General features: G+C 62.7%; 16 protein-coding genes. 9 read left to right on the forward strand and 7 right to left on the reverse strand.

The window, feature by feature from the left end:
- The first annotated feature begins 98 nt into the window (after positions 1 to 98).
- Complete coding sequence (gene lipB / locus ETW24_RS14290; protein WP_129371670.1) at positions 99 to 749, forward strand: lipoyl(octanoyl) transferase LipB; 651 nt, start codon at positions 99 to 101, stop codon at positions 747 to 749.
- Here the strand turns inward: lipB and ETW24_RS14295 are convergent.
- Both ETW24_RS14295 and ETW24_RS14300 read right to left on the reverse strand, forming a co-directional pair.
- Positions 746 to 2,440, reverse strand: coding sequence for an alpha/beta fold hydrolase (locus tag ETW24_RS14295; RefSeq protein ID WP_129371671.1), 1,695 nt, complete (start codon positions 2,438 to 2,440; stop codon positions 746 to 748). The two genes, lipB and ETW24_RS14295, sit on opposite strands and share 4 nt — an antisense overlap.
- 354 nt (positions 2,441 to 2,794) lie before the next feature.
- Positions 2,795 to 3,220, reverse strand: a complete 426-nt coding sequence (locus tag ETW24_RS14300) for an HIT family protein (RefSeq protein ID WP_129371672.1) — start codon at positions 3,218 to 3,220, stop codon at positions 2,795 to 2,797.
- Between the two features lie 236 nt (positions 3,221 to 3,456).
- Here ETW24_RS14300 and ETW24_RS14305 point away from each other — a divergent pair, with 236 nt between their 5' ends.
- Positions 3,457 to 5,130 carry a cytochrome c oxidase subunit I gene (locus ETW24_RS14305; RefSeq protein ID WP_129371673.1) on the forward strand — a complete coding sequence of 558 codons (1,674 nt, stop codon included), beginning with the start codon at positions 3,457 to 3,459 and terminating at the stop codon, positions 5,128 to 5,130.
- 155 nt (positions 5,131 to 5,285) lie between these two features.
- Positions 5,286 to 5,768, forward strand: a complete 483-nt coding sequence (locus ETW24_RS14310; protein WP_129372939.1) for a DUF2244 domain-containing protein — start codon at positions 5,286 to 5,288, stop codon at positions 5,766 to 5,768.
- Positions 5,769 to 5,862: 94 nt separating this feature from the next.
- On the opposite strand, the gene ETW24_RS14315 is transcribed toward ETW24_RS14310, so the two are convergent.
- Positions 5,863 to 6,336, reverse strand: a complete 474-nt coding sequence (locus ETW24_RS14315) for a GatB/YqeY domain-containing protein (protein ID WP_129371674.1) — start codon at positions 6,334 to 6,336, stop codon at positions 5,863 to 5,865.
- 179 nt (positions 6,337 to 6,515) lie between these two features.
- Here ETW24_RS14315 and carA point away from each other — a divergent pair, with 179 nt between their 5' ends.
- Positions 6,516 to 7,676, forward strand: a complete 1,161-nt coding sequence (gene carA / locus ETW24_RS14320) for a glutamine-hydrolyzing carbamoyl-phosphate synthase small subunit (protein WP_129371675.1) — start codon at positions 6,516 to 6,518, stop codon at positions 7,674 to 7,676.
- A 205-nt stretch (positions 7,677 to 7,881) separates the two neighbouring features.
- The gene (locus ETW24_RS14325; protein WP_441328122.1) at positions 7,882 to 9,720 is read left to right on the forward strand and encodes a glycosyltransferase; all 1,839 of its coding nucleotides are present in this window, start codon (positions 7,882 to 7,884) and stop codon (positions 9,718 to 9,720) included.
- Here the strand turns inward: ETW24_RS14325 and ETW24_RS14330 are convergent.
- Entirely contained in the window at positions 9,680 to 10,324 is a 645-nt protein-coding gene (locus ETW24_RS14330) for a GntR family transcriptional regulator (RefSeq protein ID WP_027259808.1), read from the reverse strand. The genes ETW24_RS14325 and ETW24_RS14330 overlap by 41 nt on opposite strands.
- 142 nt (positions 10,325 to 10,466) lie before the next feature.
- Here ETW24_RS14330 and ETW24_RS14335 point away from each other — a divergent pair, with 142 nt between their 5' ends.
- From ETW24_RS14335 to ETW24_RS14350, 4 genes are all read left to right on the forward strand, one after another.
- A complete protein-coding gene (locus tag ETW24_RS14335; RefSeq protein ID WP_129371677.1) occupies positions 10,467 to 11,111 on the forward strand; it encodes a pyrimidine 5'-nucleotidase in 645 nt (214 codons plus the stop codon).
- A 163-nt stretch (positions 11,112 to 11,274) separates the two neighbouring features.
- Positions 11,275 to 11,523: a hypothetical protein gene (locus ETW24_RS14340; RefSeq protein ID WP_129371678.1), complete on the forward strand. Its 249-nt coding sequence runs from the start codon at positions 11,275 to 11,277 to the stop codon at positions 11,521 to 11,523.
- 79 nt (positions 11,524 to 11,602) lie between these two features.
- Positions 11,603 to 12,799 carry a UbiH/UbiF family hydroxylase gene (locus ETW24_RS14345; RefSeq protein WP_129371679.1) on the forward strand — a complete coding sequence of 399 codons (1,197 nt, stop codon included), beginning with the start codon at positions 11,603 to 11,605 and terminating at the stop codon, positions 12,797 to 12,799.
- A 15-nt stretch (positions 12,800 to 12,814) separates the two neighbouring features.
- Positions 12,815 to 13,519: a M50 family metallopeptidase gene (locus ETW24_RS14350; RefSeq protein ID WP_129371680.1), complete on the forward strand. Its 705-nt coding sequence runs from the start codon at positions 12,815 to 12,817 to the stop codon at positions 13,517 to 13,519.
- Here ETW24_RS14350 and ETW24_RS14355 read toward each other — a convergent pair.
- The 3 genes from ETW24_RS14355 to ETW24_RS14365 all read right to left on the reverse strand — a co-directional run bounded on the left by ETW24_RS14355 (position 13,516) and on the right by ETW24_RS14365 (position 15,740).
- Positions 13,516 to 14,640, reverse strand: a complete 1,125-nt coding sequence (locus ETW24_RS14355; protein WP_129371681.1) for an aminotransferase class V-fold PLP-dependent enzyme — start codon at positions 14,638 to 14,640, stop codon at positions 13,516 to 13,518. The two genes, ETW24_RS14350 and ETW24_RS14355, sit on opposite strands and share 4 nt — an antisense overlap.
- 189 nt (positions 14,641 to 14,829) lie before the next feature.
- On the reverse strand, positions 14,830 to 15,288 hold the full coding sequence (locus ETW24_RS14360) for an Lrp/AsnC family transcriptional regulator (protein ID WP_129371682.1): 459 nt from the start codon (positions 15,286 to 15,288) through the stop codon (positions 14,830 to 14,832).
- A complete protein-coding gene (locus tag ETW24_RS14365; protein WP_129371683.1) occupies positions 15,285 to 15,740 on the reverse strand; it encodes an Lrp/AsnC family transcriptional regulator in 456 nt (151 codons plus the stop codon). Before ETW24_RS14365 ends, ETW24_RS14360 begins: the two co-directional genes overlap by 4 nt.
- Positions 15,741 to 15,843: the final 103 nt, after the last annotated feature.

Raw genomic sequence — 15,843 nt, forward strand, 5'->3', positions numbered from 1 at the left:
GAATCACGATACCCCACAGTCAGGGCTGCCACCTAGGGATTTTACGATCACTTTTCCGGCGGGCCTCCAAGGCGGGACGGAAAAGGACGGCAGAAACCATGGTTGAATGGATCGCATCGGACGGTCTTGTTGAATATGATCAAGCGGTTGCCTTCATGGAGGAGCGCGCGGCTTTGATTGCTGCGGGCACGGCGGAAGAGTGCATCTGGCTGGTCGAACATCCGCCGCTTTACACCGCCGGCACCTCGGCCAAGCGCGAGGACCTGACCGATCCGGACCGTTTCCCGGTCTATGACAGCAAACGGGGCGGCCAATACACCTATCACGGGCCGGGCCAGCGGGTGGTCTATGTGATGTTGAACGTGGGCCAGCGCGGCCACGACGTGCGCCGGTTCGTGCAGCAGCTGGAAAGCTGGGTGATCGCCGCCCTGGATGAGTTCAATATCAAGGGCCATATCCGCGACGGCCGGGTCGGCGTCTGGGTCGAACGCCCGGACAAGCCGCAAACCGTTGCGGGCGGCATGGCCGAGGACAAGATTGCCGCGATCGGCATCCGCCTGCGCAAATGGGTCAGCTTCCACGGCATCTCGATCAACGTGGAGCCGGAGCTGGAGCATTTCACCGGCATCGTGCCCTGCGGCATTACTGAATACGGGGTAACCAGCCTGGTGGACCTGGGTTTGCCGGTCACCATGGCGGATGTGGACGTCGCCCTGAAGCGCAGTTTTGAGCAGGTGTTCGGCGGCTAACCCTTGCCCTGCGCCGCCGAAACGCAGTCCTGCAGCGCCGTCAGCACCAGTTCCGGAAGGGTGTAGAACAGCAATGCGCCCGCCTCCTGGCTGACACAGAGCTGAGCGTTTTGCTGACCGCCGAAAGTATCGCGGATATCGGAAAGCGGTGCGACGTGGTCCTCGCCGCCATGCACAAAGACCGCCCGCGTATGCCGTGTCAGCGCCATCTTCTGCGTTCCCTGCCGAATCATTTGCACATCTGCCAGGAAACCGGCACCGCCCTGCTGCCGGAACAGCAGCTGGCTTTGCTTAAGCAGCGGCAGCAGGCCCAGCTGATCCAGCATGGCCCTTTCGCGGCTGTTGCGCACAGTCTGGAACTTCAGCAGCGCCTTGTGCCCGTACCAGTGCAGGGCGCCCGACCAGGCCTTCATCAGCACCGGCAGCATCCAGCGGGCACGGGCAGCGGAAAAGGCCACCAGCCAGGCATAACCGCTGAGCCCGGAGAACTGCCGCGGCGAAGTAATTGAACAATTCGAGGCGACAGCCACCAGCCCGGAGATCCGGCTGTGCAGCCGGTTGGCCGCCGCGCAGCCGTACAATGCGCCGCCACGGTGGCTGAGCAATACCGGTCTTTGCAGATTTTCGCGGGTGATCAGCGCATCCAGCTGTTGCACAAAGGCATCCGCCGGGTCCTGCCCCCGCTGCAGCGGCACCGAGCCGCCGTAGCCCGCGCGCATCGGCGCATAGACCCGGAACCCAAGGGTTCTAAGCTGCGGCTGCAGGCGCTGCAGCGGCACGATCCCGTCCAGCACCCCGTGCACAAATATAACCGGCTGTCCGGTTTCCGCACCAAACCGGAAAAACTGGCTGCGCCGCCCGCTTCTGTCCTCAATCTCCTCAGAGGGCGGCGGCAGCTCACCCCGGGCAATTTTCAAGTCCCGCACATGCTCGTTGATCAGGAACGCGGCCAGCCGGATCAACTCGGCTGTTCCTGGTGCTCCGGCCCTTGCTGCAATCTGTTCCAGCTCCGCTGCCACCCGGCCGCCGGCGCCGCTCATCACCGCCTTCAGCGGGTCAAGATCAGATTTCTGCAGTCCGAAAGCAGACGCCACGGGGCCTGCGGCCTCTGCGCTCCATTCGCAATCCAGCCGCTCTGCCATGACGGCTGCGACAGGGCCGCCTGCCCCCTTCAGCCGGACAGGGCGGCATAAATACCGCTCGCCCGGGCGGCCGGTGCCGAGAAGCAGAACGTCCTGCCAGGAAAACTCCCCCTCGCGCACCTGCTCCAGAAAGATGCTCCAGCGGTCTGTTGCGGCCCGCGTCAGCCCCATGGCTGCGGCAAGATCGCCGCCGCTGACAAGCTGCCGGGCAGCGCGCTGCGACGCATTCAGCAGGCGTCCCTCGGATCCGCCACCAGCCAACAGCCAGAACCGGCAGCATTCGCCCGAGTATTCACCGGGGTGCGGCCGCCCTGCCCGCTCCCACTGCTGTTCCTGGATCTGGGCCGCCCGCGAGAAATGCGCCTTGAGTGCCGGCACGGGCCTGGGCTGCCCAAAGGCGCGCCAGCGTCCATCGCCCTCTCCGGCGCGCCCCCCGGTTGGCGGACCAGCAGAAAACCGGTCGAATTGCTCCGCCCGGATCATCGTTTCATAAATTGCGGCAACAACCTGGTCCTGCGACAAGGCCTGCGCGCGGCACAAGAGCGTCACTTCGCTCCCTCCAATACTGCTTTCCGCGTCAATGCGACGGCGCGCCCTGCAAGCATACGATCTGGCACGGGCGTTTTGCCCGCATGTTTCAGGCTGTCAGCCTGTCAACTGAAAATTCCCGGCTGATGCCGCCCAAATCCGGGCTGGCATACCGTGCCGGACCACCCAATTCTTGGGTCCCCATACGCTTGGGCGCGGGCGCCCTCTTTGACCTACAACTAATTTGCGAAACAGCTATGATCAAATTCAACTAAAATTCAACATTTATTTCGAATGCACAAATTCACATTGGAATCACCGCTCTAATTACAGAGGTGATTTCATTTTCTCAAAGGTCCTGCCGCCAAGCCGGCATCAATGTCCGGCGAGTGCTGCGCGGATCTGTTCCGCCTGGGCCTGGATCAGCGCCTGGTCGCCCATCGTTCCCGGCGGGCGCAGCCGGTCGCCCTCCTTGCGCGGCAGCACATGCAAATGAAGGTGAAAGACTTCCTGCCCGCCCGCGGCCTCGTTGAACTGCTGCACGGTCACCCCGTCCGCGCCAAAGGCCTTGATCACCGCATGCGACAATTTCTGAACCGTCTGCATCACTGCTGCCAACTGCGCAGGGCTGGCGTCCAGCAGGTTGCGGCACGGGGTTTTCGGGATCACCAGAAGATGCCCGTCGCTGCGCGGCATGATATCCATGAAGGCCAGCGTATCGTCATCTTCATAGACACGGGCCGAGGGAATCTCACCGCGCAACAGCTTGGCAAAGATATTGTCGGGATCATAAGCGGGCATGCGTCCGGCCTCCTGATTTTGGCATTGTTCCGGTTGTGCGCGTGCCGTGCGGCCAGGTCAAGCACCCTGCGGCGCCGCAGCCTGCCTGGCATTCAAGCCCCTGCGGCAATAAATCTTGATCCAGATCAAACTCCGCCATTGAAGGCTCTGGCGGGCCACACTAATACTCCGAAGGAATCCAGGCCGCCCGGAGTCCGTCTCCGGGGGCCTTTCGTTATGCAGCAGGAGGCACCTAAATGGCAGACGCAGCCATTCATGGTCACGGCCACGAGGACGAGCGGACTTTCTTCACCCGCTGGTTCATGAGCACGAACCATAAAGACATCGGCATTCTCTACCTGATCGTTTCGGCGTTCGCCGGTCTTATCTCTGTCATCTTCACCGTCTATATGCGGCTGGAACTGATGGATCCCGGCGTTCAGTACATGTGCCTGGAGGGCGCGCGCATGTTCGCAGACGCCTCTGCGGAATGCACCCCGAACGGCCATCTCTGGAACGTGATGATCACCGCCCACGGCATCCTGATGATGTTCTTCGTGGTGATTCCGGCGCTGTTCGGCGGTTTCGGCAACTATTTCATGCCGCTGCAGATCGGCGCGCCGGACATGGCGTTCCCGCGGATGAACAACCTCAGCTTCTGGATGTATGTCACAGGCACCTCGCTGGCGGTCCTCTCGGTTGTCTCCCCGGGCGGCAATGACCAGCTGGGCTCCGGCGTGGGCTGGGTTCTTTACCCGCCGCTGTCGGTGAACGAGGGCGGCTACTCGATGGATCTGGCGATCTTTGCCGTGCACGTCTCGGGCGCGTCCTCGATCCTGGGTGCGATCAATATGATCACCACCTTCCTGAACATGCGCGCCCCGGGCATGACCCTGTTCAAGGTGCCGCTGTTCTCCTGGTCGATCTTCGTCACCTCCTGGCTGATCCTGCTGTCCCTGCCGGTTCTGGCCGGCGCCATCACCATGCTGCTGATGGACCGCAACTTCGGCTTCACCTTCTTTGATGCAGCCGGCGGCGGCGACCCGATCCTGTACCAGCACATCCTGTGGTTCTTCGGCCACCCGGAAGTCTACATCGTGATCCTGCCGGGCTTTGGCATCATCTCCCACGTCATCGCCACCTTCGCGCGCAAGCCTGTCTTCGGCTATCTGCCGATGGTCTGGGCGATCATCGCGATCGGTGTTCTGGGCTTTGTTGTCTGGGCGCACCACATGTACACCGTCGGCATGTCGCTGAACCAGCAGGCCTACTTCATGCTGGCCACAATGGTCATCGCGGTTCCGACCGGGGTTAAGGTGTTCAGCTGGATCGCCACAATGTGGGGCGGCTCGATCGAATTCAAAGCTCCGATGATGTTTGCTTTCGGCTTCCTGTTCCTGTTCACCGTCGGCGGTGTGACCGGTGTGGTGCTGTCGCAGGCCTCCGTCGACCGCGCCTATCACGACACCTATTATGTGGTTGCGCACTTCCACTACGTGATGAGCTTGGGCGCTGTCTTTGCGATCTTCTCGGGCATCTACTTCTACTTCGGCAAGATGACCGGCCGTCAGTACAACGAGCTGGGCGCCCAGATCCACTTCTGGATGTTCTTCATCGGCGCCAACCTGACGTTTTTCCCGCAGCACTTCCTGGGCCGCCAGGGCATGCCGCGCCGGTACATCGACTATCCGGAAGGCTTCGCCTACTGGAACAAGATCTCGTCCTATGGCGCGTTCCTGTCCTTTGCATCCTTCCTGCTGTTCTTCGGCGTGGTGATCTATTCGCTGCTGCGCGGCGCCCGCATCACCCAGAACAACTACTGGAACGAATACGCGGATACCCTGGAGTGGACCCTGCCCTGCCCGCCGCCCGAGCACACCTTTGAAATCCTGCCCAAGCAGGAAGACTGGGACCGCTCGCATTCGCACTAAGCGGCTACGACACTGACATCAAAAAAAGGCCCCGGCGCAGATGCTCCGGGGCCTTTTTCATGCGCGCGCCCCGCGGTAATAACCCGCAGTGGAAATCCGGACTTTCCGGCACATCATTTATGAGGAACCCACTTTGCGCAGCAGGCGTTGAACAGATGCCCTACAACTGGACCCGACCGCAGCAAGACGCCGAACGCGAGCTGCACCTTTGGCCGCATCAATCGCTGCCACCGCAGGGCTATGTGCGGTTCCTTGGCTTGACAGCGGCACTGATCTGCGTGCCGCTGATCCCTGTCCTGGGATCTTTCCTGCTGTGGGGGCTGCTGCCGTTCCTGCTGCTGGCCCTGTTCGGCATGAAATGGGCGCTGGACCGCAGCCGCCATGACCATCAGATCCTGGAGGTGCTGACCATCGGAAAAGAAGAGGCCCATCTGGAGCGGATCAATCCCGATGGCGGCCGTCAAAACTGGCGCTGCAACCGCTACTGGACCCGCGTCGAGATGCACGACCACGACGGCCCGGTGCCGCATTATGTCACCCTGCAAGGCGGCGGCCGCGAAGTGGAGATCGGAGCGTTCCTGTCTGAAGACGAACGGGTCGCGCTTTATGGCGACCTCAAGTCTGCTTTTTCGCATTGACCGGAAAAGCAAAAGGCCCGCAACGCGGACCTGCCCGTTTCATCTTTGCAAAAATACTCCCGCCGGAGGCAGCGCGCGCCAGCGCGCCTTTCTATCAGCAGTCGCCTTTGCTGCAAAGCTGGTCCTTGACCAGGGGCCCGGCTTTGCCGAAATCCATCTGGCCGGTGTATTTCGCCTTCAGCGCCCCCATCACCTTGCCCATGTCGCGAATCGATTCGGCGCCGGTTTCCGCCACCGCCGCAGTGATCGCCTCGCCGGCTTCCTCGTCGCTCAGCTGCTGCGGCAGGAATTCCTCGATGATGGCGATTTCGCCCAGTTCCCGCTCCGCAAGATCCAGCCGCCCGCCTTCTTCATAGGCGCGTGCGCTTTCGTTGCGCTGCTTGGTCATCTTTCCCAGGATGGCAAGGATTTCCCCTTCCCCGATACCGCCCTCTTCACCATCGGCGCGGGCGGCGATTTCCCGGTCCTTGATTGCCGCGTTGATCAGCCGCAGCGTACACAGCCGCTCCGCCGCCTTGTCTTTCATCGCTTGCTTCAAGGCCTGATTGACCTGTGTGCGCGTATCCATCGTAGTAAGCATCCCATGGTTGCCGGACACCGATGGTTATCCATTCTGCACCCGCTGTGCAAGTTTACTATAAATTCCCTATTCCTGACCCCGCGTCTGCCTGCCCGCCGCTGCAGGCTTGACCCGCTTGGGCGCTCCCCTTACAAGCCGATGAATTTCACCGCATGGAGACTCGCGCAATGGCCGCTTCCGCCCCGTCCAAGCCCACCGCATGCCTGGCGCTCGCCGATGGCACCGTCTTTTACGGCACCGGTTTCGGCGCCACCGGCGACACTGTGGCCGAGCTCTGCTTCAACACTGCAATGACCGGCTATCAGGAGATCATGACCGATCCTTCCTACGCCGGTCAGATCGTCACCTTCACCTTCCCGCATATCGGCAACACCGGCGTGACGCCCGAGGATGACGAGACCGGTGACCCCGTCGCGGCCGGCATGGTAGTGAAGTGGGATCCGACCCTGGCTTCCAACTGGCGCGCCACCGAAGAGCTGAAATCCTGGCTGACCCGCACCGGCCGCATCGCAATTGGCGGCATCGACACCCGCCGCCTGACCCGCGCGATCCGCCAGCAGGGCGCGCCGCATGTCGCCCTGGCGCATGACCCCGACGGCAACTTCGATGTCGAAGCGCTGGTTGCCAAGGCGCGTGAATGGCCGGGTCTTGTCGGCCTCGATCTGGCCAAAGACGTCTCCTGCGCGCAAAGCTACCGCTGGGACGAAATGCGCTGGGCCTGGCCGGACGGCTATGCCCGCCAGGAAGCGCCCGCGCATAAGGTTGTGGCCATCGACTATGGCGCCAAGCGCAACATCCTGCGCTGCCTGGCCAGCGCGGGATGCGACGTCACAGTGCTGCCCGCCACCGCCACCGCCGAGGAAGTACTGGCGCATAATCCCGACGGGGTGTTCCTGTCCAACGGCCCTGGCGACCCCGCCGCGACAGGTGAATATGCGGTGCCGATGATCAAGGACGTCCTGAAGACAGAATTGCCGGTTTTCGGCATCTGCCTGGGCCACCAGATGCTGGCACTGGCACTGGGAGCCAACACCATCAAGATGAACCACGGCCACCACGGCGCCAACCATCCGGTCAAGGAGCATTCCACCGGCAAGGTTGAGATCACCTCGATGAACCACGGCTTTGCGGTGGACGCGCAGACCCTGCCGGAAGGCGTGGAAGAAACCCATGTTTCGCTGTTTGACGGCTCCAACTGCGGTATCCGCATTTCCGGCCGCCCGGTCTATTCAGTGCAGCACCACCCCGAGGCCAGCCCCGGCCCGCAGGACAGCTTTTATCTGTTCGAACGCTTTGCCGAGGCCATGGCCGCACGCAAATCTGCGTAAAAAAGCTGTTAACCATGCTGCCGGACGGCATGGTTAACACTGCATTTACCAATTCTTAAACCCCCGCCGCCAGCCTGAAGCCCTCAGGTGTTTTTGTTACGGGGTGGCGATGGGTTTTGTGTCTCAACCGTTGCGGCAGTTCCGCCCGCCGCGGCCCGCCGGGGAGTATTCTCCGGGGCCGCCGCCGCCGGTAAATGGCCGCGGCATGATGAAGGCGCTGGTGCTGCGCCAGCACCAGAAGGCCGCCCTTGGGCGTGTGCTGGTGGCCGAGGGGCTGGCCAGTGAAGACCAGGTCCAGGACACGCTGGCCCGGCAATACCGGATGCAGCGCGCCGACCTCAGCGGCCAGGTCGTCAATCCCCGGCTGCTAGCCCGCAAACCCGCCCAGTTCTGGTTGCGCCACTCTGCACTTCCGTGGATGCAATTCGGCCAAACCGTCACCGTTGCCATTGCCCACCCGGACCAATTCGAGATGCTGCGCGGCGAACTGCAGGACAGTTTTGGCTGCATCACGCCAGTGCTGGCCTGCGAAGCGCAGATCACCGCTTTGCTGACCGCGCATTTCAGCCCCGCCCTGGTGCGCCAGGCCTGCTGCAGCGTGGCTCCGCGGCAAAGCTGCCGCAGCCTGCAGCCTGCACGGGGCCGCGCACTGCTGACAGTCTGTGCCCTGCCCGCGCTTTACCTAAGCTGGACCGCCCCTGCGGCGGTCTTCACCGCTCTCAGCCTGCTGGCGCTGCTGTCGGTGCTGCTGTTCACCATGCTGAAGCTTTGCGGGCTTGCAGCCTATTGGTCCGGCCGGACCCGCTGCCGGCCTCCGGCGCAGATGCCCCTGGCCTGTCAAACCGGCTTGGGCAACCGGCCCGTCATCTCGATCCTGGTGCCGCTTTACCAGGAGGCCGAGATCAGCCGTGCACTGCTTGCCCGCATCCGCAAACTCAGCTACCCTCCGGCCCTGACCGATGTGATCCTGGTGCTGGAGGAACATGACGCCGTCACTCGGGCAGCCCTTGCAGGCACCCGCCTGCCGCCTTGGATCCGGGTGGTTGAGGTTCCGGCCTTTGGCGGGCTGACCACCAAGCCGCGGGCGCTGAACTATGCGCTGAACTTCTGCTGTGGCGACATCATCGGTGTTTGGGATGCCGAGGATGCGCCGCAGGCGGATCAGCTGGACCAGGTGGCGCAGGCCTTTGCCCGCGCCGACAGAAACACGGCGTGTTTTCAGGGTGTTCTTGACTACTACAACCCCGCCACCAATTGGATCTCCCGCTGCTTCACGCTGGAGTACGCCAGCTGGTTCCGCATTGTTCTGCACGGAATTTCCCGGCTTGGCCTGGTGGTGCCGCTGGGCGGCACGACAATGTTCATCCGCCGCAAGGTGCTGGAGGAACTGGGCGGCTGGGATGCCCATAACGTCACCGAGGATGCGGATCTGGGTGTCCGCCTCTACCGCGCCGGCTACCGCACCGGCATGCTGCCCAGCACCACTTTTGAGGAAGCCAACTGCCGTCCCTGGCCCTGGGTTAAGCAGCGCTCGCGCTGGCTGAAAGGGTTCATGGTGACCTATCTGGTGCATATGCGCCAGCCGCTGCGGCTGCTGGGTGACCTTGGCTGGAAACGGTTCCTGGGTTTTCAGGCGTTCTTCCTGGGCACCATCGGGCAGTTCCTGTTTGCGCCGGTTTTGTGGTCGTTCTGGCTGATAGCGCTTGGCCTGCCGCACCCCAGCGCCGGGACGGCTTCGCCGCTGCTGCTGTCGCTGGCGGCCGCGGCGCTGGTGTTTTTCGAGTTACTGGGACTGGTCATCAGCGTCACCGCCGCCTTTGCCATGGGTCGGCCCAGGCTGGCGGCCTGGGCGCCTGCGATGATCCTCTACTATCCGATGGGCGCCATTGCTGTCACCAAAGCCGCGCATGAGCTGCTTGTCCGGCCGTTTTTCTGGGACAAGACGGCGCACGGCATCAAACCCGCATCCAAATGCCGCGGTGCATGGCTTGGGCTCTGGCGGTTTATCCCCGCCCGCTGGCGTCCTGCTTCAGCCGGGTCATGAAGGCGATCGAGATATGTTCCTTCAGCGCCTCGCCCGCCGCCGCCTCATCGCGGCGGCCGATCGCATCAACAATGCCCTTGTGCTCTGACTGGGCAATCTCGCTGCGCCCTTCGGCGGCCAGAGATGTGGTCGCCATCAGCGCCATGGTCCGGTGCACCAGGTCCAGCTGCTGCACCAGATAGCGGTTGTGCGACGCCAAATGGATCTGTTCATGGAACCGGCGGTTGGCCTTGGACAGCGCCGACGGATCGCCGATCAGCTGATCATCGGCCTCGACCATTTCCTTCAGCACCTTAATCTCTTCTTCGGTAGCATGGCGTGCCGCCAGCTGTGCTGCCAGCCCTTCCAGCTCGCGCCGGACCACATACAGTTCGGCCATCTGATTGTGGTCAAGCGAGGCGACAATCAGCGACCGCCCGTCGCGCTCCAGCAGCGATTGCGTCTCCAGCCGCTGCAGCGCCTCGCGGATCGGAGTGCGCGAGACGCCAAAGCGTTCGGCAAGATCGCTCTCCACCAGCCGGTCGCCGGGCTTGTAAACGCCAACGTCGATCGCCTCGAGGATCAGCGCATAAGCATCTTTCTGGTTGCTGCGGCTCTGGCTCATGGGTCTTCCTGTCTTTTTCAGTTGGCCAATCTCTACAGCGCAAGGGGCAGCAATCAACCCTGATGGCGCTAAAGCGCTGAAAACCCGCAGTCAAAATGCGCTTTTGATTGCAATAGCGGCATCCGCCCCCTAATCCGGCACCATGCCCAAGCACTCCTTTTCCCATGTCACCCAATGGGTGTTCGACCTCGACAACACCCTGTATCCGCCGTCGGCACGGCTGTTTGACCAGATTGAGGTCAAGATGACGGCCTATGTGATGGCAGCCCTTGGCGTGGACAAGGCCAAGGCCGACCACCTGCGCAGCCATTACTGGCGCGAACACGGCACCACATTGGCCGGGCTGATGCGCGAGCATGATCTGGACCCGGAACCCTATCTGGTTGCGGTGCATGACATCTCGATGGAGCCTCTTGAAAAGGACGCCGGCCTGGCGGCGAACATCCGCAATCTGCCTGGCCGGAAGTTCGTCTATACCAATGGCACTGCCCCTTATGCAGAGCGGGTGCTGGCCGCACGCGGGCTGTCGGGGCTGTTTGACGGCGTCTATGGCGTGGAACACGCGGACTACCACCCCAAGCCGGAGCGGCGCGCCTTTGACCGGGTCTTTGCCCGCGCCGGCGTAACCCCGGAACAAGCGGCAATGTTCGAGGATGACGCCCGCAACCTTGCCGCCCCGCACCAGATGGGAATGCGCACGGTGCATGTGGCGCCGGAACCGGTCAGGGCCGCGCACATTCATCATCATTCGGAAGATTTGACGGGTTTTCTGGCTGCTCTGACCTGAGTTCCCGTCTTTGCAGGCGGCGCATTCAGACGTCTTTTGCCCCCTTCAGGGATGTGTACAACTGCACACCGGCAAATCTTTGCAACTGCGGCAAAATATACCTGTTTGCCGCATGTTTTCCTCCCTATATGCGCCCCGAAACCGAATGCTTGGAGCCCGACCGATGAGCGCATATGCCCTTCCCGAACGCCTGACCCTGATCCAGCGCATGCTGTTTGCCGTGCCGCTGCTGGGACGGATGATCAAAGAGGTCGCTTACGGCCCGGATGAAAACCTCTATTACGCCATTGCAACGCTGGTCAGCCTTTGGGGCTGTTCGATCCTGCTGTTCGGCATTCCCGGCCTCTACATCCCGGCGGTCTGCATGGTACCGGTGGTGTTCACGCTGCTGATCTCCATCACCCGCGGCTAAGCGCCCTATCTGCCGCTATCGGCTTGTCTTCCCCCGCTGTCCGGGCCTATTTCTGGCGGCAGAACGGAGGGCTGAGACGATGGCCAATACCTGCGATATCCTGATTTCCGGCGGCGGCATTGCGGGTCTGACCGCGGCCGCCGCTTTTGCCTCCAGCGGCTTCAGCGTGATTTGCGCCGATCCCGCCCCGCCGGTGACAGAGCGTGACGCCGAAGGCTCCGACCTGCGCACCACCGCGTTTCTGCAGCCCGCCCAGGCACTGCTGGAGCGCTGCGGGATCTGGGCGCGGCTGGCGGACCACGCTGCGCCGTTGCAGGTCATGCGCATCGTCGATGCCGGCGGTGCGCGCCCCGAGCCGCGGGTGGTCAAGGATTTCAACGCCGCCGATATCTCCGGCCAGCCATTTGGCTGGAACCTGCCCAACTGGCTGTTGCGGCGCGAGATGATTGCCCGGCTGGCGGAACTGCCCAATGTGGATCTGCGGTTCGGCACCGCCACCACCGCCCTGTTCACCCGCACCGATGAGGCGCGCGTCAGCCTCAGCGATGGCAGCCAGGTGACCGCGAAACTGGTGGTGGCTTGCGACGGCCGCAACTCGCCGATGCGCCAGGCCGCGGCAATTCCGGTCAAGACAACCCGCTACGGGCAAAAGGCGCTGGCCTTTGCCGTCACCCACCCGGTGCCGCATGAAAATATCTCAACCGAGATCCACCGCTCCGGCGGGCCCTTCACCCTGGTACCGTTGCCCGACTACCAGGGCCAGCCGTCTTCAGCCATTGTCTGGATGGAGCGCGGCCCCAAGGCGCAGGAACTCTTGAACCTGGAACCCGCCGCCTTTGAGGCCGCGATGACGACACGCAGCTGCGGATTGTTCGGTGATCTGAAACTGGCCTCGCGCCGCACCATTTGGCCGATCATCAGCCAGTCGGCAGAGCGGCTGAATGGCGAACGGCTGGCGCTGATGGCCGAAGCCGCCCATGTGGTGCCGCCAATCGGCGCGCAAGGGCTGAACATGTCGCTGGGCGATCTGCGCAGCCTGCTGGAGCTGGCCGAGGCCCGCCCCGAAGGTCTGGGGGATGCGCAGATGCTGGCGGCCTACCACAAGGCCCGCCACAATGAGATCATGCTGCGGGTGAAAGGCATCGACCTGCTCAATCGCACATCGATGCTGGCGCCGCGCCCCTTGCGTGACCTGCGCGCCTTTGGCCTCAACGCGCTTTATTCGCTGGCGCCGGTGCGCAAGACGCTGATGCAGATGGGTCTGGGTGTTAAATGATGGGTGCCAAGTAACATGCGGGCTGCCGGACGTTTCCTCAAAGGCCACTGGCAGCTCCTTTGTCTGGCGCTGGCAATTGCCGCCCTTTGGCAAACCCCGGCGCTGCTGCCCTTGCGCATTCTGACCGTATTTCTGCACGAGCTGTCGCACGCAGCCGCCACCCTGCTCACCGGCGGTGATGTGGTCAGCCTTACCATCGACCCGTATGAGGGTGGTATGGTTGTCTCGCGCGGCGGCAGCCGGTTCCTGACGCTGTCCGCAGGCTACACGGGATCGCTGCTGACTGGCGCCGCCCTATTTGTGATCGCCCTTCGCACCGACTGGGACAGGAAAGTTCTTGCCCTCTTCGGCGCCTTCACGCTGGCTGTAGCGGTCTTCTATGTCCGGGATCTGTTTGCACTTGGCTTCACCCTCGCAACCGGCGCACTGATGCTGGCGGCTTCGCGCTACCTCAGCCTCAACATCAACGACATGATCCTGCGGGTGATCGGCATCAGCAGCATGATCTATGCGCCGCTCGACATCTGGGACGACACGATTGCGCGCTCTTACCTGCGCTCCGACGCGCGGATGATGGCCGAGGAATTCGGCGGCACCGCCATGCTGTGGGGCGGGGTTTGGCTGGCCATCAGCCTTGGCGTGATCTGCCTCACCCTGCGCCATGGGCTGGGCCGCACAAGCAATATTCCCTTGCGCAGCCCAATCCGGTTTCTTCGTTAAAGCACCTGATCCACGACCGATTGCAGCCGCGCAATGGTGGCATCCACGCCGTACAGCTTGTCGAGGCCAAACAGCCCCAGCCGGAAGGTGCGGAAATCCGAAGGCTCATCGCACTGCAACGGCACGCCCGCGGCAATCTGAGTGCCCAGCGCCAGAAACTTCTTACCGTTCTGCACCTCCGGATCGCTGGTATAGCTCACCACCACGCCCGGCGCGCCAAAACCGTCAGCGGCAACCGAGGTGATGTCCTTGTCCTTCAGCAGCGCCCGCACGCCATTGCCCAGCGCCCATTGCGCGTCGCGCAGGCGGTCGAAACCGTATTCCTTGGTCTCCAGCATGGTATCGCGGAACGCCTTCAGCGCATCGGTCGGCATGGTGGCATGATAGGCGTGGCCGCCGTCCTCATAGGCCTTCATGATGGTGCGCCACTGTTTCAGGTTCAGGGCAAAGCTGTCCGAAGCGGTCTCCTCCAGCCGCGCCAGCGCGCGTTCCGAGAACATCACCAGCCCGGCAGAGGGCGAGGCGCTCCAGCCCTTCTGCGGCGCGGAGATCAACACGTCCACACCGGTTGCCTTCATGTCGACCCAAGCACAGCCCGAGGCAATGCAATCGAGCACCACCAGCGCGCCAACCTCATGCGCAGCGGCCGCCATGGCGGTCACATAGTCATCGGGCAGGATCACACCCGCGGCGGTTTCCACGTGCGGGGCAAAGACGATATCCGGTTTCTGCTCCCTGATTGCAGCCACCACATCACCAATCGGTGCAGGCTCAAACGGCGAGGCGCTCTCATTGCCGGTGCGGCGCGCCTTCATCACGGTCGAGGACGCAGAAAAGCCGCCGGCCTCGAATATCTGGCTCCAGCGGTAGGAGAACCAGCCATTGCGCACCACCAGCGCGTTTGCACCGCGGGCAAACTGGCGCGCTACCGCCTCCATCGCGTAGGTGCCGCCGCCCGGCACCAGCGCCACGGCATCGGCGTTATAGACTTCTTTCAGCATCCCGTTGATGTCCAGCATCACCTGCTGGAAGGTCTTGGACATGTGATTGAGCGAGCGGTCGGTGAAAACCACTGAAAATTCATCCAGACCCTGCGGGTCCACGGTATCGAGCAGTGCCATCTGGGCCTCCCTAGTATTCCTAATGAAACGGCTAGCCGGTGCCGATGGATTTGGCAAAGCCTACCTTGGCATACAGCGCGGGCCGTTCTCCGGAGGGGGATACTGACGGCAGCTTGGCAAAAAGACAGCTCAGTCACGACAAAAACCACCCGGATTTGCGCCAAGCGGGTTTCCCATTGGAAACAAGTGTCAGCCCAGCGGCCCCGGCCTGCGCTCCTCACTCAGCAGCACGTTGGCCTCGACATTGCCCACTCCCGGCAGGGTCATCACCCGGCGGCGCAAGACGCGCTCAAAGTCGGAAATGTCCCGCGCCGTCACCCGCAGGCGGTAGTCATACATGCCCAGCACATGTTCCACCGTCTGCACCTCGGGAATGGCAGAGACCGCGCGCTCAAAATCCTCCAAGGACACCCGCCCCTTGGTGGCCAGTTTGACGCCCAGAAAGACAGTGACGCCGAACCCCAGCTTCTCCTTATCGAGATCCAGCTTGCGGCCCGCGATGATCCCCGCCTCCTGCAGCCGCTTGATCCGCCGCCAGGTGGCAGGCTGGCTGAGGCCCAGCTGCCGCCCCAGCGCGCCTGCCGACAGGGTCGCATCCTCCGACAGCGCCCGCAAAATGGCAAAATCCAGATCATCCAGCGCGCTCATACCGGCAGCACCTCATCCGACTTGATCCGCGCCACATGCATCAGCGCCTCGATATCGGTGATGTGCGGCAGGTTCAGAATGGCAGCCCGGTAGATCTGCTGGTAATGCGGCATGTCGCGCGCAATCACCGAAAGCCGCACATCGACCTGTCCCAGAAAGGTCTGGATCTCGATCACCTCGGCAATGCCGCGGGCGGATTCAATGAATTCATCAAAGGCGCGCGGATTGGTCTTGTCCAGCGTCACCCGCAGCGACACCTCGACCTCATACCCCAGGGCCCGCCAGTCGATCACCGCACGCTGGCCCAGGATCACGCGTGCCTCACGAAGCTTCTCCAGCCGCCGCGACAGGCGCGAGGCCGTGAGGCCCAGCCGTTCGGCCAGATCCGGAATCGATTGCTCCGGGTCGCTTTGCATATAGCGCAGAATGCGCCTGTCGAGATCATCAAGCATGATTTCTTCACTATCAGGCGAAACAGCGAATGACTACTGCAAAGAAAACGCGAAATTCATGTACAACAGCAATCGCGTTCGCCGCCCACATGCCTATGATGCC

The sequence above is a fragment of the Leisingera sp. NJS204 genome (assembly GCF_004123675.1).
Lineage (GTDB): Bacteria > Pseudomonadota > Alphaproteobacteria > Rhodobacterales > Rhodobacteraceae > Leisingera.